The following is an 18,573-nucleotide window of genomic DNA, read 5'->3' on the forward strand; positions in this document are numbered from 1 at the left end:
TCACCACCCTCGAATAATATATATAATCACTGTTAATGCAAAAATAAGCGCAACAAATTTTCCTAACAAAATGTATATAATAAATGCAGAAACAATCAGAAGAGCTTTTTTTCTGTTCCATTTTTGAGTTTTAACTATAGTGTATAGTACGCCGGCTACCAGACCAATTATTGCACCATAAACTCCTTCAAAAAAATGTTTGACGTAAATATTTGACGAAAACTCGCTCAGTACAAGTCCTACACCCATTATCACCAGAATAGGAGGAGTTAACACTGCTACTACACTAATTACAGCACCAAAAATCCCAAACAAATGTTCACCAACAAGTATAGAAACATTAACAGATATAGGTCCAGGCAACGCCTGAGCAATAGAAAGCAAATCTATAAACTCTTTTTCTTTCATAAAACCTTTTCTAATAAGCTTTTTTTGAAACACCGGGATAATAGCATATCCACCACCTATTGCAAACAAAGAAATACCAAAAAGCGTGGTAAACAACTGCCAGATATTAGAATGGGATTTCGTTCTCATCCTCTGAACTTTCCAGCCTTTCAATAAACTCTTTATATTTTTGGTCAATTTCTTCTTTTTCACGTTTAAAGTTTACTAACTTTGCCCTGGCAATCGCCAGTAGGTCCACTGTTTTTCCATATAACTTTAAAGCTAATTCTATATCAACATCATTTTGATGGAAATATTCTTTAATTTCCTCTATTTGTTCCACTAACTCTTTGAAGGTTAACTTTTCCATTTCCTGTGTATTCAGTGCCAGAGTTTTCTTTATATCCAGCATCGTTTTCACCCCTAACTTCTAATTTTAGACATCCATCTTTTAAATAACCGGAAATTATATCACCCTTTTTAACATCTTTTACACTAACTATTATTTTTTTCTTATTTTTGAGCACAGCTCCACCAAAAAGGAGCGAAGTTGCATATCCACCTTTTTTTACCAGATCGTTGAAAAGCTCGGTTAAAGAGTTATCTCCAGAAGAAATTTTGTCTATAATTGTTTGTGAAATATACATTTTTGTGTTTCTAAGGTAATTGTATTGGTTTACAACTTTACTTTTTAAAAGGTCTGATATATATTTGATAAATTCTTTTGAAATAGTTTGACCACGCGTTTTTATTAAAGATTCAATCTTTAGTTTGAGGTTTTTTTGAGACTCGTTTAAATTTTTACCATAAGATTGAAAGGAATTATGCAGTAAAGTTCTTATGGTGTTAATTATTTCTGTATCTGATTTTCTTCTGAATTTTTCTAATAAATTTCTGATAAATATTTCTGTTTCTCTTGCATGTATGTCTAAAATTCTTACATTATCTTCTATTTGTTTGGAAATAGCTCTGGCAACTTCCGTTGGTGTGGCAAATCTTTTCCATGCCACATAATCAGGTACAGTATAGTCTCTTTCATGACCTATACCGGATAACACCGGACAAAATTCGTTAAAAAGCGCTATTTCTATACCAAGTTTTAAGTCATCAAAGTACATTAAATCACTGGTTGAACCACCGCCTCTTGCAATTACCACAACATCGTAGTTTATACCTGATTTTTTAATCTTTCTTAAAGCCATGATAACTCCAGACGGCGTTTCAGCGCCCTGCATTGGAGATTCGTAAAGATGAACAATTGGTTTGTAACTCTGCTGAACTGTTAAATTTTTTAGAAAATCCTCATAGCCCGCAGCAGTTTTTGAAGATATAATAGCTATTTTCTTAATAGGTTCAAGTTCACTAAGATCATGATAACTCTCCATTAAAAGACCTTCTGATTTTAATATTTTAATTATCTCTTTTCTTCTTTTTTCAATTTCTGAATCACCAATAGGGGCGATGGTATCCGCATAAAAAGTAAAACTCATTCTATCTTTGTAAAGAGAAAGTTTCCCCTGAAACACCCACTTTTTCCCAACAAGGTCTTCCGCGCGTCTCAACCCAATTCTCGATAACACCGTAAGCGCAATGTAGGCTGGAATATATACAGTAATTTCTATATTTCGCTTTCCATTCCGACCGACATATTCCTGAGAAACATCAATATAAATACCCGTTTTGTGAGATTTAGCACGCACAACATCGGCATGAAATCTCATTCTCTCTGAGGTTATACCTGTTAAATCTATCTTATGTTTTACGTATTCATAAAGTTCAATTAAATTGTTAAATTCTATAATGTCATTTCTTTTTGGCATTATTCCCACTCTTTTCCATAATAAAGTTCCACTTCCAATGGTACCCTCAATTTTACGGCGTTTTCCATTTCATTTTTTACAAGTTCTTTCATGTCTTCTAATTCTTTGTCTGGTACTTCAAAAACTAATTCGTCATGCACCTGCAAAATCATTTTACTTTCCATATTGTTTCTTCTTAATTCTTTATATATATTTATCATAGCGAGTTTTATAATATCTGCCGCGGTTCCCTGAATTGGTGTATTTATAGCTATACGTTCTCCTTCAGCTCTTATATTCGCGTTTGACGACGTTATTTGAGGAATCTCTCGCCTTCTACCAAGGAGAGTTTCTACATAACCATTGGATTTAGCAAAATTTTTCATTTTTTGAATGTATTCAAAAACTCCAAAATAGTATTTGAAATAATTGTTGATAACTTTTCTGGTTTCAGAAATATCGAGGCCTATTCTTTTAGATAAACCATAAGGGGATACACCATAAACGATAGCAAAGTTAACCATTTTACCTATCCGCCTCATCTTTTCTGTAATTAGTTCTTCTGAAACACCAAATATCCTCGAAGCCGTTAAACTATGGACATCCATACCTTCTTTAAATGCTCTTATCAAATTGACATCTTCGCTCATATGAGCAAGAATTCTCAACTCTATTTGAGAATAGTCTGCTCCAAGAATCCACCAATTATTTTCTTGAGGTTGTATAGCTTTTCGAATTTCACGACCTTCTTCAGTTCTTGAAGGTAAATTCTGCAAATTTGGTTCTGAACTGCTTAGCCGGCCAGTAGAAGTCCCTGTTTGATGAAAAGTTGTATGCACCCTTCCTGTAAATGGATTTATAACATTTGGTATAGTATCAACATAAGTGCTTTTTAATTTTTGAATTTTTCGGTATTCAAGTAATAATCTTGCTATTTCATAATTTTCTGCGAGTCCTACGAGTACTTCCGCATCTGTGGAAAAAACACCTTTAGCCGTTTTTTTAGAAGTTGGAAGTTTAAGTTTATCAAAGAGTATATAAGCTACCTGCTTTGAAGAATTTACATTAAATTCTTCGCCAGCAATTTCAAATATTTTATTTTTCAAATTATTTAACTTACTTTCCATATTTTTAGAGAGTTTAAAAAGATAGTTTTTATTAAAATAAACACCATTTAGCTCCATCTCAGCCAGAACATTGATGAGAGGCATTTCTATATTATTCAACAATTCATCCATATGAGATTCATAAATATTTCGACTTAATATTCTAAATAATCTATAAGTTATATCAGCATCTTCACACGAATACCTGGCAGCCTCTTCAACAGGGACATAGGAAAAGTCGTTAATAAAAAGCGGAGCATTAGTATCGACAACCTCTTCATACGATATCATTTTGTAACCTAAAAACTTCATAGCTAACTCATTTAAGTTAAATCGTTTTTCGTTTGGATTCAAAAGATAAGCGCCTATCATGGTATCAAAATGAGGAAAATAAGGTTCTATACCATATTTTTTGAAAATTTTGTAATCATATTTTAAATTCTGCCCAACTATATTATAATCAGGTGATTCCAAAATTCTTTTCAAAAAAGCAGTTAAAACGTCAAAATCTATGTTTTTACCTTTTTTATGAGCCACAGGTATGTAATAGGCTTTTCCTTCAGCTGTAGCGATAGATATACCCACAATTCTTGCTTCAAAAGGATCAAGTGAAGTTGTTTCGCTGTCTATCGAGAAAGTTCTAATTGAATCTATTTCTTTTTCTAATTTTTTAAGATCTTCAAGATTAGTTATTATTTTATAATTGGACTCAAAAGTACTGGAAGACTCATATAGTTTCAGTTCTTTTATGATACTCGAAAATTCGTACTTTTTAAGGATTTCAAGTAAATGAGATGGATTAAAGCCTTTATATTTAAAATCTTCATGTTTAAACTCTATGGGTACATCATAAATAAGAGTTGCAAGCTCCTTACTAAGTTTGAGATCATCCAGGCCATTTAATATTTTTTCCTTTAGTTTTGGTGTTAATAGATTTACATTATTCAAAATATTATCAATAGTTCCATATTTGTTAAGTAATTTCGCCGCAGTTTTTTCACCTATCCCCGAAACACCCGGGATATTATCTATTGGATCTCCAACAAGCGCAAGATAATCAACGAACTGTTCGGGATATACTTTGTACCTTTCAAAAACAGTATCACGTGTATACAATTTTATATCTGTTATTCCTCTACCCACTCTCCATACAAACACATTTTCTGATACAAGCTGTAATAAATCTTTATCTCCAGTAACAATATTTACCGTTTCAAATAAACTTGAAGATTTTTTAGATATAGTTGCTATAATATCATCGGCTTCATAACCAGACAGTTTTATTACCTTTATTCCAAGCGCCTCGACAATTTCTTCAATGTATGGAATTTGTTTTTGCAACAGCTCAGGTGTTTCAGGTCTATTTGCTTTATAAGCTTCCATTAGTTCTTTTCTGTGTTTACTCCCACCTTTTGAATCCATTACAAATACACAGGCATCTTTACCTGATGATATATGCTTGTTGAGAAATTTAATCAACATTTTGGTTAAACCGTACACCGCATTTGTTGGAAACCCTGTCGTTGTACGAAGAGATTGGTCAATGGCATAAAACGCTCTATAAACCAATCCTGTTCCATCAAATATGAACATCTTTGCCACGTTTTTGCATCTCCCTGATTTCCTCAAGTAAATTCACCGCTCGCCTTAGATGTGGAATTATAATTGAGCCTCCAACAATGAGCGCCACATCAAACGCTTCAAAAAACTCTTCATCAGAAGTCCCAAGTTGCGCACAGCGAACAATGTGATAAGTAATACAATCATCACATCTTAATACCAATGACGCTACCAATCCCATTAACTCTTTTGTTTTTTCTGATAAAGTCCCTTTTCTGTAAACAGCGCTGTCAAGATTAAAAAATCTTTTGGTATTTAAAGTTCCCTCTTTTAATATTTTTTCATTCATTTTTTCGCGGAAGGCCTTAAATTCAGCCAAACTCATGAGTTAACCTCCTTCATTTTAGCTCATAAGTAAATGTTATTTCATCTCCGTCCTCAAGTAACTCAGTAAAATAAGCGTTTTTACCGTTCTTAAGAAGTCTGTAAGTTTTTACCTTTCTCAAATCTATATCAAAGAGTTGAAGTATGTCTGCCACGATAATACCACTTTCTTCACTTACAGTCGAGTAAATCTTATCTCCATTTTTTATCTGATATTCCTTGCTTACAATTACACCATTTACGTTATAAAGAAGTGAATCTTTTTCAATTGTTGTTCGTTCCCCATTCAATATTATGTTAACTTTTTTGATTTCACCTTTTGTAATATCTTTGATTGTAATTGGAGTCTCGCTTATTACTACTTTCAAAGTTTCACCAGGTTCTGCTTTATTTTCATCTTTAAGTTCAAGATCATTTCTAAAAATCCTGACCTCTCCTACTTTCTTTTCCATATACACATCGTTGTAAAAAAACTCAACAGATGCAAGCTCTTTTTCCAGTTCTTTGCGAATACTTTTTATATAAACAGGATCATATTCTATTTTATCTCCATCTTTTAAAGCTACGTTTTCCCTTGTTACCATTCCATTTAACATAACCGGCGGGTAGAAGTTTTTGATTCTGTCTTTGATTTTTAAGTAAATCGGAGGTACGATATCATACAAACGAACTTTTATAGCATCCCCATGCTTAGGTCTTCCTATTTCTATTTTATCTCCATGTCGCACTTTGTCACGTATATTTGCTTTCCTGCCATTCACAAAAATAGGAGCAGGCACTGGCATTTGCCCTTTTTTTACTAACATCTTTCCATTAACTTCCAGTATTAATGAATTCCCGGGTCTTCCCATTATATCAGCCATTGTGTACCCACACTGAAGGAGCACATCACCTATCGTATGACTTCCCGTAAAACCTATAAGTTGAATTGGTGTATCATTTACATAAACTTGTTCAAATATTGCTCCACTTTTTGTGAGAGCTGTATAAGCAATACCTATTGGCGTAACAAATTCACTTCCCTGAATAATTTCTGTTTTATCCTCAATATTTAGATTTTTTGCGTCTTTAAGAGATATTTTTTCACTGTCTATTTCAAGGTATTTTGCCAGGTTTTCTATAAAACCTGGAACTTTTGCGCCACCACCGATAACCATCACAACCTGGGGCTTTTCTCCATTCAATTTTAATATTTCATCTGCAATATTTTTTGTAATATTTTCCAAAACAGGAGATATTATGTTTATTAATTCTTTCCTGTGGATCTGTTTCTCTTTATCGAGTATATTTCTATACGTATAAGCCTCTTTACCGTCTGCAAGCCACCTTTTTATTTCCTCAGCAGTTGAAAAATCAACCAATAAAGCCTTTGTTATAGCTTCTGTTATTTCATCTCCAGCAAGAGGAACCATCCCGTATGCTATTATAGTTCCTTCCCTGGAAATAGCTATATCGCTTGTACCTGCCCCAACATCAATCATTGCTATGTTTAGTATTCTGAGGTCTTCTGGTACTGTTACGTTAATTGCTGCAATTGGTTCTAATGTCATATGAGTCATTGTTAAATTTACTTTTCTCAACACTGAAACCATTGCATCTACAACCTGGACAGGCAAAAAGGCTGTAACAACTTCCACAGAAGCTTTGCTTCCCCTAAGTCCTTGCAAACTTTTTAACCATGTATCATCTAATTCATAACGAATAACCGAATAACCTACACAATACATATTTTCTTTTTGAAGTTTTTCCACGGCATTATCAACCGCTGCTAATTCTATACGAGTTATTAATTCAGAATTTATTTCCGAAAATTGTGTAACATTTTCTGTATATTTCCCAATCTGTGTATTAAGAAATCTTCCAGCAAGCGCTACCGCGACTTTGTCAAGCTTTATATTATTTCTCTTTTCTAACTCTTCTTTTACTTTTCTAACGGTTTTTGCTACCTTGTCCACATCATGGATTTGTCCATCAAGCATCGCACGATGCTCATGTTCTTTTATCACGATGTCATGAATAATTATTCTTTCATTTTCATCAATTGATGCCAATAAACCAGCAATTTTTCGCGTCCCAACATCCAGAGCAAAAACCAACGTCACACCTCCACAACAGTGACTCCGATACCGCCTTCTTCCTGCCTTCCGAATCTGTAAGTCTTAACTCTTTTATCATTTCTAAGAAAGTTCCAGATATTAGCTGCTAAACTACCTGTTCCTTTCCCATGAATTATATAACCTGTTGAGAAATTTGAAAGTACAAGGTCATCTAAAAATTTATCTACTATCTCCAAAGCTTCAGAAACAGTTTTACCTCTGAGATCTATCTCATTCGTTTTTAAATAACTTTGTGTAAAAATATTTTGACTATAATCTTCTGTTTCCTCAGGGGGTGCAGAAATAATTAACTGATTTTTTCTGACCTCAACTTTCAAACCTTTAAAATCTACTAAAAATTTGTTCCCTCTCTTTTCCAAAACTTTTCCCACAGTAGTTCCATTTATCAACCGCACATAGCATCCTTCTACAATATCTCCGCCAGGTTCATTAACACCTGTGATTTTAATATTTTCAACTTTTTCATGAAGCTTTTCAAATAGCTTTTGCTTCTCTTCAAGTTCGTTTAATCTTTTTCTCACAAGATTTGAGTTTTTCACATTTAAACTGTGCAACGCCAATTGCAGGTTCTTCTTAACATTTCTGACTTCTTTGTAGAGCTCTCTCAATTCCGCGTCTATTTCCTCTATTCTTTTATATTTTAAAACTTCATATTTCTTTTCATACCTTTTTTTCAATTCCTCATACTCTTTTATCTGATGCTCAAGTTTTGTTTTTTCTTTGTGCAACTCGCTTACTTTTCTGTCAAGCTTTTGAATTATTTTTTCAACCTTTAAATGTTCTTCATTTAAAAATCTTTTAGATTTCTCGATTATTTCAGAAGGTAGACCGAGTTTCTCCGATATCTCAAAAGCGTGCGATGCTCCAGGTGTATTCAGCAGAATTCTATACGTTGGTTGTAAAGATTCCAAATCAAATTCCATGGAGGCAGTTAAAATATTTTCATGTTCCATTGCATATAATTTGACATTTGTCATGTGGGTCGTCACAATGAATTTAATATTTTCTTCTATAAGAGTTTCTAATATACCAAGCGCAAGAGCACTTCCTTCAAAAGGATCCGTACCTGAACCCAGCTCGTCAATAAGTACTAAAGAATTATTATCTGCATTTTCAAGGGCATGTACTATTCGGACTATATGGGAAGAAAAGGTACTCAGATTTTCTACAATTGCTTGAGCATCACCTATATCTATAAATAATTTAAACTCCGGAATACGCGTACCTTCCTCAGCAAGTATTGGAAAGCCCGCTTTTGCCATGAAGATAAAAAGTGCAATAGTTTTTAAAGTGACTGTTTTTCCTCCTGTATTTGGCCCAGTAATAACGATACCCATCTTATCAGAAGGTAAATCGATAGATATTGGCACCACTTTTTCTTCATCCAGAAGTGGATGACGAGCGTTAACCAACTTGAGATAATCTCCATCAGGTTGCACAACTATCCCCTTATGGATAAGGGCGTATCTTGCTCTTGCATACAAAGAATCAAAATGTGCTACAAGTTCAATGTCCTGTACTAACTTACCGTATCTATCGTGAATTTTGCTTGACAAACCTCTTAAAATTTTTGCAATTTCTATTTGCTCACTACTTAGAAGGGTTTTTATACGATCATTTAAATGAATGAATTCCTCGGGCTCAACATAAAGCGTTGCGCCCGAGGAAGAAGTTGAATGAACAATTCCCTTTATCTTATGACGATCGTGCGCTTTAATAGGAAAAACGTACCTATCATTACGTATGGTATAAGTTGGTTCTTGAAGAAGCTTTGAGTGCTGCGATATAAACTTATCTATTTTCCTTCTCGTTTCTTCGTAAAGGTTTTTTAAATCCTTTCTTATTTTCTTTAAAATAGGAGATGCGGAATCTTTAATATTTCCATCTTCGTCTAAAATTCTTTCTATTTCCTCAATAAGGTTTTGATAGTTTCCAAGTTTTGATATATAAAAACCGATTTTATATCTACTACTTTTAAAAAATATCTTGAGTTCTTCAATACCCCGTAAAAAGTTTCTGACCAGAAGTATTTCTTCAGGTTCTAATATAACACCAGCTCTTGTTTTTTCAATAACATCCTTTATGTTTGAAAAATTTGAAACTGGTGGCAAACCCAAAGTATTGAAAATGTCTATTAATTCTTTTAAATAGACAAACTCTGCTTCTGACGCAGTTTCATTCTGAATTTTTTCTATGTAGTCTTTTCCAAGTGTTGAAAAAGTTAATCTTTTAAATTGCTCAATTACAATGTTCCAATCAATGTACTTCTTTAAATTCATAAATTACACTCCATTAAAAGTTCGTATTCATCAGAATAGATATTTGTAATGAATTTTGATTAGGTAAATCTAACGCACTAATGGGTTTCCCGGTTTCTGTTTTTGCTTCTAAATAAAAAGGAATTGCGTATCCCACACGTCCACTTATAAATGAATTTTTTCCAATATTTAAATCCACTCTTAATCCGGGGATCAGGTTAATCGACGGTATAATAATTTTATTGTAATGGTCAAAATCAGATGTTGAAAAATTATCTGTTAAAGTCGAGCCAACTATTCTCACCTTGAATATTTCCTGCAAAAGTAATACTGACCCCTCAAATCCAACCTGTAATTTTTCACCCTCATTAAAAAGGGTAATGCCAAATATTTTTACCGCTATGTCGAAACTCATGCCGCGAACCTGATAGCCTTCAGAATCCGGGAGATTCATATTTGTAAGAAGCGAAAACCCATAAGATAAAGGAGACCTATTAGCTGGATCAGCATTTTTCTCAACAGAGTATAAAAGTGCCAGCGTATCAAAAAACTGAGGCTTAACTTCGCCAATACTCGACGTGGCAGGGTTTATTATAGTCAACCCCAAAAAACTCCCTCTATTTAATGAGAACGAAAAACTCAAAGTAAAAACCAGCAGTAACGTGAATAAAGCCAACCTTTTCATGACCCCACCTCCTTCTCTTAGGATTATATCATAATTTAAACAAGTATTACGTAAATGAGCGCACTAACTGCCGCTGCAAACGGTACAGTGACAAACCACGATATAATTATACTTTTTAATATTCCAACATTCACCACTTCTATACCTCTTGCAAAACCAACACCTGAGACTGCGCCCACAACGGTGTGAGTTGTAGAAATAGGCATACCCATTGTGGAAGCCACAAGAACAGTTGTAGCTGTAGCAAAATCTATTGAAAATCCTCTGGTGTTATTAAGTTCAGTTATATCATGCCCTACTGTTTTCATTACTTTGTATCCAAGAACAGCCACACCAACTGATATTCCAAGACCTCCAAGAGCCAAAATATATTTCGGTATAGAAATAGTTCCTGTAAAACTCCCAGCAGTTATTATCGTGTATATGAGGGCAACAGGTGCCACAGCATTTGCAACATCATTTGCCCCATGTGAAAAGCTAACATAACATGAAGTAACTATTTGAGCCTTTCTAAACACACTTTCAACAATGTTGTATTCGTTTGAACCACTTTTAATTTTTCTCAATGAAAGATATGATACAAAAAATGCTCCAATTCCTACAGGAATTCCTATGAAATTCCCCATCACTATATTGTTTTTCATAACTTTTACCACGAAAAGAGTGCCGATAGTATAAAACGCTAAACCTAACAACAATGGAGCAACATATTTTGCAGCTTTTGCAGGATGTTTTCTATGCAAAATTGACCATGAAATAAATTTAAATATTACAAATGCTATTGCTCCACCTATGAGAGGTGAAGTAATCCAGGTAAGTACAATTTTTGCAAGAGTTATCCAGTTAATAACGTTCAGACCACCAGCTGCTAATCCAAATCCAATCATTCCACCTATTATTGAATGTGTAGTTGAAACTGGCATTCCCCAAAATGTCGCAAACAATATCCATATAGTAGAAGCTATTAACGCGGAAATAGCTCCGTATAAAATAAAGTTTGGTTCTCCTATTCTATCAAGATAAACAATACCCTTTGCTATTGTTTTTGTAACATGGGCTCCAAAAAGTAATGCTCCAAGAAACTCTAAAATAGCCGCTATAAAAACAGCCTGTTTTGGAGTTATTGCTTTGGCACCGACAGCAGTTGACATACTGTTCGCAACATCATTGGCACCTATAGCAAAGGCCATACCAAAACCTATAAAAAATGCAGCTATGGTTAAAATCATCTTTGAATCCTCCTCCTACGATCTTATAATCATTCTAATTCTTTCAACTACATTTTCGGCTCTGTCAGCTATTCTCATTAAAAGTATAACTATATTGTTGAGGAATATTATATCCACCGCGTTTAAAGAATTTTTCAATTTAAATAACTTTTTTCCTATCGAAATTCCTATGGAATCAGTACGTGATTCATCCTTTTCAACATCAAACGTGATGTTATCTTCTTTTCGAACTTCCTGCGGTGAAAAATCCGACTCAACTACCACTTTTAGTTCTTCCACTGAAGCTTTCATCATCTGAATTGCATCGATTACCATTTCGCCCAGCGATTTTATTTCACCTACAATTTCGCCAGGACAGTCCTCAACTGTATTCATAGTAAGTAGTTTGACAAAATCATCAACTGCATCTATCAGTGCATCCTGATTGTGTATTATTTCAAGTGCATCAATTCGATCAAAATAACTCCATCTGAGTTTTGTGTAAATTTCTCTTAAATGAGTTTTTATTTTATCTGCTTCTGTTTCATACTTGTCTATTTCTTCAGAATATCTAAGAACATCCTCGCCGTTGAAATAGTCATCCAGTATTTTTTTTATCAGGTTTCCGGATTTCATACATAACTCCGCATGATGCTCAAGAAGAGTGGTGGGTGAAGTTTCTGGAAACATTCTTTCTAAGAACCTTTTCATAAAGTGCCCTCCTTTCAATTAATAACGTCAAAATTCAAGCTTTATGTGTCTTTTGGGACCACCGTTTTCCTCTACTATGGCGTTTAACTTTTCCAGTACTTCTTCAAGATTCAGTCCCAATTTTTTGATTTCTTCTTCAAGGGTACCCCATTTAATATCCCCACAAACGATAACTTTTATCCCCATTTCTAACAAAGGACCTATTAAATATGGAAACTCTGTTGCTATTTTTTCAAAGCTTGTGTTTCCATCAATGTACATTTACTTCCCCTCCTTCTTTAATGCAAACACCACTGTTTTAATCTCGTTAGCCCCTCCCAATTTCAGTATTTTAACACACTCTTTTAATGTGTTCCCAGTTGTACAGATATCATCTATTAAAAGAATGTTTTTATCATGTACGTTTTTTATTAATTTGAACTTACCAAGAACCGCTTTTTCTCTATTTTGTGCAAAAACCTGATCTGTCTCTTTAACAGCTTTCAAAGTTTTATATGAATCACATTTTAATTCTTTTTGCACAACCCTACTAATTAGCTTCATATGATCAAATCCTCGTTCAAACAAAACAGTCTTAGTTACAGGAACGTAAGTTAAAAGATCAAAATCGAGTTTGAAGTGTTTAATCAAATCAACCATATGGTTACCAATAATACGTGACAAAAACATACGTCCAGATACCTTATAACTTAACAAGAGATTTCGTATAACTTCTTTGTATAGGGTTGCATGAAAAACCTGTAGCCCTTTCACATATGTGATTTCATACGATATAGAATTAGAGATTTTATTTACGCAGTTTTTACATATTCTCCCCCAGTAAATTACCTCTCCACACAAAATACAGCGTGGAGAAAATATAAGTGACAACGATTCCTTAATAAACTCATTCATGTGAATTTTCTCCGGCAAAATTTGGTGGCATTCCAAATTTCCAGAATAGTATAGAACCTAAAGTTATAGGAATATAAAACGTTATTAATCTGAATATAGTTATTATATTGATAGCATTCGAAGGCCCAAGTAGCTTCGAAAGTACTATTTGATAAATTCCCTCAATTCCACCACTTGAACCGGGAGTTGGAATATAGTACGCAACTGTATTCATCATAGTAAAGATCCCAAGCAAACTCCAATAATCTATCTTTTCCTTTCCAAAATTAATTATTATTTGATACAGAATCAAATTATTTAAAAGAATAGTTAAAAAGTATAAAAACAAATCTATCACTATAATCCAGGTATTTTTCTTCCATAAAATAGTTATGCTTTTGTGAAGGTTGTCTATCCAGGTTTCAACTTTATTTTCAAAATTATTAGATTTCTTTTTTAACAACTTAGCGAAAAAAAGCAAAATGTTTCTAAGAATTTTTTTGTTTACAAAACCTATAAATATAATGAGTGATATTCCAAGACCGGCTAAAAAACCAGTAATTATAACTGTTAAACTCAAAGTTCCAGAAATGATTTTGAGAACGCGTTTGATAAACAAAATATCTAAAAACAATACCACTATGGAAATTTCCAGTGTTTTTGAAATGATTATATTTGTTGCATCTTCCGTTTTCACCTTATTTGAAGCTAAATGATATATTTGATACGGTTGCCCACCAACAGACATGGGGGTGATAAAAGTAAAAAATGCACCAAAAAATACATTTTCTAATGATTTAAAGAAACCCATATTGTAAGAAAATAATCTTAACATCATCCACAATCTAAAAGCATTCAAAATATATACTCCCAACAAAACAAGCAAAAGTTTCAAAAAAACAAGGAGAGAAACATCTGTGATCACCGACAAATTAATTTTCCCCTCGGAAAGAAATTGAATACCAAAAATCAGCGAAACACTTATAACAATTGCTGCTATGACATTTTTATAAATCTTTTTCAAATAAATCCCTCCGAACCTAAAATTGCATTGAGCACAACTGCTCAGCTATTATTAAGTCCTCTTTTGTTGTAATTTTAATATTCAATTTAGAACCTTCAACAAAATAAATTTCCATACCTTGAGCTTTAAGGATTGAAGCATCGTCTGTGTAATAACTAAGATTCTTTTCCTCTTTTTTAAATGCATTATAAATAAGTCCAAATTTAAAAGATTGAGGAGTCTGGACAATATATAATAAATCTCTTTTTGGAACCGCGTCTAATTTTCTCCCATCCCGGGAGATAACCATGGTATTTTCAGAAGGCACAACTGTTATAACAGCTCCGAATTTTCGGGCTAATGAAATATTTTCATTTATGATTCTTTCACTCACAAAAGGTCTAACTCCATCGTGTATTAAAATTATGTCATCGCTTTCCGCGAAATTAGATATATATTTTAAAGCTTTGTAAGTAGATTCTTCCCGTGAATTACCACCTTCTATAATTTCTATGTTCTTGTCCTTTAATATTTCCCGGGTCTTTTTCATCCAGTTTTTATTTGACACGACTAATACTTTGTCCACCGTTCTTAAACTGTAGAATTTTTCAATAGTATATTCCATAAGATATCTATCCCTGATTTTCAAAAATTGCTTTGGAATTTTTGAACCTAATCTTTTCCCAATTCCACCGAAAAGAATGATCGCCATCACCATTTTCTCACTTACTTTTCATCAAGCCCATATATTTTTATTTTGTATGAAAGTGTTTTGTAATTCATATGAAGTAATTTTCCTGCTTCTTTCCTGGATTTTGATTTTCTAAGAGCTAATTTTATATATTTTTTCTCCAATTGTTTCACAGTTTTGCTAATATAAAGAGGAAGGTCTATTTCTTCAAATCGCTTATTTTCAACAGGAAGGTTAAGCTCACCAGTCAAAGCATATTTATGGGCTACTTCAACTATTTGTTTTGTGTTTCCAGGCCAGTTGTACTGAGATATTAGCACATATTCATCATCTTCCGGAATATGACGGGGGATATTTTTATGCTTTGCATAAATTGAAGAAAGTGCTTTATCAAAAATATACGGTATATCATCTTTTCTTTTTCTCGCTGGAGGAATTTCTATACCTTTTTTGCGAGATACCTTCACATTAAGCTCAGGAGCATGATTCTCAAAAAACCTTATATAATCTTCTATGAAAATACCACTTTCATATTTTAATATTACTTTTTCCCCATCCTTGTGCGCTTTCAAAACCTGTTTTAAAAAATTTCGAATAACCGGTCCCTGAAGTTCCGGAGAAAAATAGAATAAGTCAAACTTCACCTTAATTTTTTCGTACCTTTCCTTCCATTCCAGCATTTCAACAGCAAGCCTCAATTCGTTTTCACTCGACACCATAATTTTCCCCTTAATATCAACATCATGCTTAAAAACAAACACAATATCCCAATTTTCTTCAACGAGTTTTTCATCAATATTTGATTTATATGTATCAAAAACAACATTCTGGTGATTATACAAAAACTCCCTCAGGTTCTCTATGAGAGCCTGAGGGATAAGGATTTTAATCATTGACTCACTCCTTTACAATACGAGTACCTGTCTCGCCCCTCAAAGCTCTATCCAGCGCCTTCATATCTGTTATTATACATTCTTTTCCTGTACTTTCAACAAAGTCTATAGCAGCTTCTATTTTTGGACCCATACTTCCTTTTGGAAAATGTCCTTCATCAAGGTATTTTTTTGCTTCACTTACTTTTATTATATTCAATGGTTTTTCATCTGGTTTCCCAAAATTCAAACACACTTTTTCTACACCAGTAAGTATTATTAACACATCAGCACCTATTTCCTTGGCTAACAAAGCACTAGCTCTATCTTTATCAATAACAGCTTCGACACCTTTTATTATATCATTTTCTTTGACTACTGGAATTCCTCCACCACCTGCACCTATCACAATAATATCATTTTGAAGGAGAAGCTTTATTACATCTTTTTCTATTATATCAAGTGGTTTTGGTGAAGGCACAACTCTTCTCCAACCTCTTCCTGCATCTTCTACAATTACCCAGCCTTTCTCTTCTGCCAGTTTTTTAGCTTCTTCTTCTGAATAAAATGGCCCTACAGGTTTGGTAGGATTTTTAAAAGCTGGATCGTCCTTGTCTACCACTATTTGCGTTACAACTGCCGCTATCTGCAAATCCTTACCGTGTTTTTTCAATTCATTTTTTAAACTTTGAGCAATCATATATCCCAGACTTCCTTGAGTTTGTGCATCGTTAACATCTATTGGGAAAGGTGGAATTTTATCTTTGGCTATATCCTGTTGAACAAGTAAGTTTCCAACCTGTGGCCCATTACCATGAGTTATTGCTATATCAAATTCATCAAGCATTCTCACCAGGAAAGCAGCTGTTTGTTCAAGATTTTTAAACATATTTTCAGCTGTAGGTTTTTCACCAGGCCTATTTACCGCATTCCCACCTATAGCTACAACAGCAAGTTTTTTCATAAAAAAACCTCCTTTTTTAATCTTTTTGCTCGCTTACCGCCGCGGCAAGTGCTATTGAAATTCTCTTTGATTCACTCGTATCTGCTCTTGACACTATAACAATAGGCGCCTTTGCTCCCAATACCAAACCAGCTATTTTCCCTCCTGCAAGATAAACTGCAGATTTTCCTAAAAAGTTTCCGCTATGTATATCAGGTACCACCAAAATGTCGGCTTTACCAGCTACTTCGCCTTTAACTTTTTTGATTTCCGCAGCAAATACGTTTAAAGCATTATCTATACCAAGCGGTCCATCAATCTTACAACCTTTTATTTGTCCTCTTTCATTCATTTTTGCTATAGTAGCTGCTTCCAATGTTTCAGGCATATCTGGATTTACAACTTCTACTGCAGCAATTAAAGCTACCTTTGGCATATCATAGCCGAGTTTGTGAGCTAAACTTACTGCATTATTTATTATTCCAACTTTTTGCATTAAATCTGGCTTTATAACCATACCACCGTCAGTCACAAAAATTATTCTTTGCAAAGCAGGAGTTTCGAGGAGAGCTACATGTGATAAAAGATTTCCTGTTCTTAATCCCCATTCTTTATTCAAAACAGCTTTTAAAAGGCTGGAAGTTTTAACCAATCCTTTCATCAGAATATTTGCTTTTCCTTCTGAAACAAGTTTTACAGCTTTCTCACATGCTTCATATTCATTTTCAACATTTACTATTGGAAAATCTAAACCGAGTTCTTCGCATTTCTTTGAGACTTCTTTTTCATTTCCAACTAAAATAGCTTTTATTCCCATATCTTCCACACTCTTTATAGCTTTTAAGGATTCAGTATCTTCTGCCCCTGCCAGTGCCACAATCGCTACTTTGTTTTTTGCAATCTCGATTATGTCATTGAAACTTTTGAGCAACTTGATCACCTCCCAATATGTTTTACCACTGAACAAAGATAGGCGATTGAAAGTATTGCATTAAAAATAACCTCATAATCATCATGAATAATCCTTACTTTCCTTCCATCTATTCTCTCAATAAGCGGTAAAATTTCTACGATATCTGCTCTCGCAGTGTCTGAGAGTTCTACAATCATTTCTATTGGTGGTTCAAACTTAAAAATAGAAAACTCACTCTCAGGCTTCTGGAGCATTTCTCTTGCACTTCTTTCTATTTCCTCCATTACAGTTACCATAGGTTTAAACTTTGCCGCGTATCTTCCAAGGGAAGTTTTTGTCTCAACATAAACAATATTTTTTAGAGCGCTTAGCTCACTTTTCAATTTATCATCACCTATAACCATAGTCACAGGTACATCGTATAATCCTGCAAAAGCAGCGTTTATAAGTGCCTCATTCATGATTTGTCCATTAATCCATATGTTGTGAATAGCAGAAGATGAGTATGTATGATCCATAGTAGCATACATTGTTCCAACACCGGCATGATAACCAAGGAAAATAACTCTATCAAACGTTTCATTGATACCGCTCATCATATAGTTTTTTCTTAATCCACCACTTATAAGTTCTACATTAGAAAATTCCCTGGATATTTCCCATAAAATATTATCTCCCATAGCATGAGAATCGGATATCAATATTTGATTTTTCCCCAATCCCCTAAGAAGAGCTCTCAAATGTTCCATAAGATAATACTGTTTATAATTATTACCTCTTTCGACATCTGAAAACTGAACAACCCCTCCTAAGCCTTCAAAATCGACTGAGATATAGATTTTCATCGTACACACCCCCGATAAAGATATTATTTTTTACATTTTTTGTAGAATAAAAAATACAAATCAATTCTAAATTAGAATTAAAAAAAAATTAAGTGGCGTATAAGCTTGTAAAAAAAAGAATAAGCCAATTTGTTGTAATTACTTGTTTTTTTTTGAAACAAAACCAATAAAAATAGAAAGAAAGGGAATTCGTTTCATTTTATTGGGAAGTTATTTAG

The 18,573-nt window shown here is 33.7% G+C and carries 18 protein-coding genes; all 18 read right to left on the minus strand.

The window, feature by feature from the left end:
* Positions 1-537, minus strand: coding sequence for a chromate transporter (locus JYK00_RS09660; protein ID WP_207566685.1), 537 nt, complete (start codon positions 535-537; stop codon positions 1-3).
* Positions 515-799 carry an exodeoxyribonuclease VII gene (locus JYK00_RS09665; RefSeq protein WP_228288164.1) on the minus strand — a complete coding sequence of 95 codons (285 nt, stop codon included), beginning with the start codon at positions 797-799 and terminating at the stop codon, positions 515-517. The genes JYK00_RS09660 and JYK00_RS09665 overlap by 23 nt, the downstream gene beginning before the upstream one ends.
* Positions 708-2,207: an exodeoxyribonuclease VII large subunit gene (gene xseA / locus JYK00_RS09670; protein ID WP_207566686.1), complete on the minus strand. Its 1,500-nt coding sequence runs from the start codon at positions 2,205-2,207 to the stop codon at positions 708-710. The genes JYK00_RS09665 and xseA overlap by 92 nt, the downstream gene beginning before the upstream one ends.
* The gene (gene polA, locus JYK00_RS09675; RefSeq protein ID WP_207566687.1) at positions 2,207-4,894 is read right to left on the minus strand and encodes a DNA polymerase I; all 2,688 of its coding nucleotides are present in this window, start codon (positions 4,892-4,894) and stop codon (positions 2,207-2,209) included. The genes xseA and polA overlap by 1 nt, the downstream gene beginning before the upstream one ends.
* Complete coding sequence (locus JYK00_RS09680) at positions 4,872-5,237, minus strand: carboxymuconolactone decarboxylase family protein (RefSeq protein ID WP_207566688.1); 366 nt, start codon at positions 5,235-5,237, stop codon at positions 4,872-4,874. Before JYK00_RS09680 ends, polA begins: the two co-directional genes overlap by 23 nt.
* A 13-nt stretch (positions 5,238-5,250) precedes the next feature.
* Positions 5,251-7,338 carry a cell division protein FtsA gene (locus JYK00_RS09685; RefSeq protein ID WP_228288165.1) on the minus strand — a complete coding sequence of 696 codons (2,088 nt, stop codon included), beginning with the start codon at positions 7,336-7,338 and terminating at the stop codon, positions 5,251-5,253.
* The gene (locus tag JYK00_RS09690; RefSeq protein WP_207566690.1) at positions 7,335-9,632 is read right to left on the minus strand and encodes an endonuclease MutS2; all 2,298 of its coding nucleotides are present in this window, start codon (positions 9,630-9,632) and stop codon (positions 7,335-7,337) included. The genes JYK00_RS09685 and JYK00_RS09690 overlap by 4 nt, the downstream gene beginning before the upstream one ends.
* Before the next feature lie 13 nt (positions 9,633-9,645).
* Positions 9,646-10,296, minus strand: a complete 651-nt coding sequence (locus JYK00_RS09695) for a hypothetical protein (RefSeq protein WP_207566691.1) — start codon at positions 10,294-10,296, stop codon at positions 9,646-9,648.
* 35 nt (positions 10,297-10,331) lie between these two features.
* A complete protein-coding gene (locus JYK00_RS09700) occupies positions 10,332-11,525 on the minus strand; it encodes an inorganic phosphate transporter (protein WP_207566692.1) in 1,194 nt (397 codons plus the stop codon).
* A gap of 15 nt (positions 11,526-11,540) precedes the next feature.
* Entirely contained in the window at positions 11,541-12,215 is a 675-nt protein-coding gene (locus JYK00_RS09705; protein WP_207566693.1) for a DUF47 domain-containing protein, read from the minus strand.
* A 27-nt stretch (positions 12,216-12,242) separates the two neighbouring features.
* Complete coding sequence (locus JYK00_RS09710) at positions 12,243-12,476, minus strand: hypothetical protein (RefSeq protein WP_207566694.1); 234 nt, start codon at positions 12,474-12,476, stop codon at positions 12,243-12,245.
* On the minus strand, positions 12,477-12,878 hold the full coding sequence (locus JYK00_RS09715; RefSeq protein WP_207566695.1) for a ComF family protein: 402 nt from the start codon (positions 12,876-12,878) through the stop codon (positions 12,477-12,479).
* Between the two features lie 223 nt (positions 12,879-13,101).
* Positions 13,102-14,112 carry a lysylphosphatidylglycerol synthase transmembrane domain-containing protein gene (locus JYK00_RS09720; RefSeq protein WP_207566696.1) on the minus strand — a complete coding sequence of 337 codons (1,011 nt, stop codon included), beginning with the start codon at positions 14,110-14,112 and terminating at the stop codon, positions 13,102-13,104.
* Between the two features lie 16 nt (positions 14,113-14,128).
* Entirely contained in the window at positions 14,129-14,803 is a 675-nt protein-coding gene (ispD, locus tag JYK00_RS09725; RefSeq protein WP_207566697.1) for a 2-C-methyl-D-erythritol 4-phosphate cytidylyltransferase, read from the minus strand.
* A gap of 14 nt (positions 14,804-14,817) precedes the next feature.
* Positions 14,818-15,675, minus strand: a complete 858-nt coding sequence (locus JYK00_RS09730) for a helix-turn-helix domain-containing protein (RefSeq protein ID WP_207566698.1) — start codon at positions 15,673-15,675, stop codon at positions 14,818-14,820.
* Positions 15,676-15,679: 4 nt separating this feature from the next.
* Positions 15,680-16,618 (minus strand): carbamate kinase, encoded by a 939-nt coding sequence (arcC, locus tag JYK00_RS09735; protein WP_207566699.1) that lies wholly within the window; start codon positions 16,616-16,618, stop codon positions 15,680-15,682.
* A 16-nt stretch (positions 16,619-16,634) separates the two neighbouring features.
* Positions 16,635-17,537: a bifunctional enoyl-CoA hydratase/phosphate acetyltransferase gene (locus JYK00_RS09740; RefSeq protein WP_407701717.1), complete on the minus strand. Its 903-nt coding sequence runs from the start codon at positions 17,535-17,537 to the stop codon at positions 16,635-16,637.
* A complete protein-coding gene (locus JYK00_RS09745) occupies positions 17,534-18,355 on the minus strand; it encodes a M55 family metallopeptidase (protein WP_207566701.1) in 822 nt (273 codons plus the stop codon). Before JYK00_RS09745 ends, JYK00_RS09740 begins: the two co-directional genes overlap by 4 nt.
* Between the last annotated feature and the right edge of the window lie 218 nt (positions 18,356-18,573).

It is taken from the genome of Thermosipho ferrireducens, from assembly GCF_017358165.1.
Classification (GTDB): Bacteria; Thermotogota; Thermotogae; order Thermotogales; family Fervidobacteriaceae; genus Thermosipho_B; species Thermosipho_B ferrireducens.

Excerpts from the sequence above, each read along its gene's own strand:
- JYK00_RS09705 (WP_207566693.1), bottom strand. The coding sequence starts at position 12,215 with ATGAAAAGGTTCTTAGAAAGAATGTTTCCAGAAACTTCACCCACCACT.
- JYK00_RS09745 (WP_207566701.1), bottom strand. The coding sequence starts at position 18,355 with ATGAAAATCTATATCTCAGTCGATTTTGAAGGCTTAGGAGGGGTTGTT.
- JYK00_RS09660 (WP_207566685.1), bottom strand. The coding sequence starts at position 537 with ATGAGAACGAAATCCCATTCTAATATCTGGCAGTTGTTTACCACGCTT.
- xseA (WP_207566686.1), bottom strand. The coding sequence starts at position 2,207 with ATGCCAAAAAGAAATGACATTATAGAATTTAACAATTTAATTGAACTT.
- JYK00_RS09680 (WP_207566688.1), bottom strand. The coding sequence starts at position 5,237 with ATGAGTTTGGCTGAATTTAAGGCCTTCCGCGAAAAAATGAATGAAAAA.
- JYK00_RS09690 (WP_207566690.1), bottom strand. The coding sequence starts at position 9,632 with ATGAATTTAAAGAAGTACATTGATTGGAACATTGTAATTGAGCAATTT.
- arcC (WP_207566699.1), bottom strand. The coding sequence starts at position 16,618 with ATGAAAAAACTTGCTGTTGTAGCTATAGGTGGGAATGCGGTAAATAGG.
- ispD (WP_207566697.1), bottom strand. The coding sequence starts at position 14,803 with ATGGCGATCATTCTTTTCGGTGGAATTGGGAAAAGATTAGGTTCAAAA.
- JYK00_RS09730 (WP_207566698.1), bottom strand. The coding sequence starts at position 15,675 with ATGATTAAAATCCTTATCCCTCAGGCTCTCATAGAGAACCTGAGGGAG.
- JYK00_RS09695 (WP_207566691.1), bottom strand. The coding sequence starts at position 10,296 with ATGAAAAGGTTGGCTTTATTCACGTTACTGCTGGTTTTTACTTTGAGT.
- JYK00_RS09665 (WP_228288164.1), bottom strand. The coding sequence starts at position 799 with ATGCTGGATATAAAGAAAACTCTGGCACTGAATACACAGGAAATGGAA.
- JYK00_RS09710 (WP_207566694.1), bottom strand. The coding sequence starts at position 12,476 with ATGTACATTGATGGAAACACAAGCTTTGAAAAAATAGCAACAGAGTTT.
- JYK00_RS09700 (WP_207566692.1), bottom strand. The coding sequence starts at position 11,525 with ATGATTTTAACCATAGCTGCATTTTTTATAGGTTTTGGTATGGCCTTT.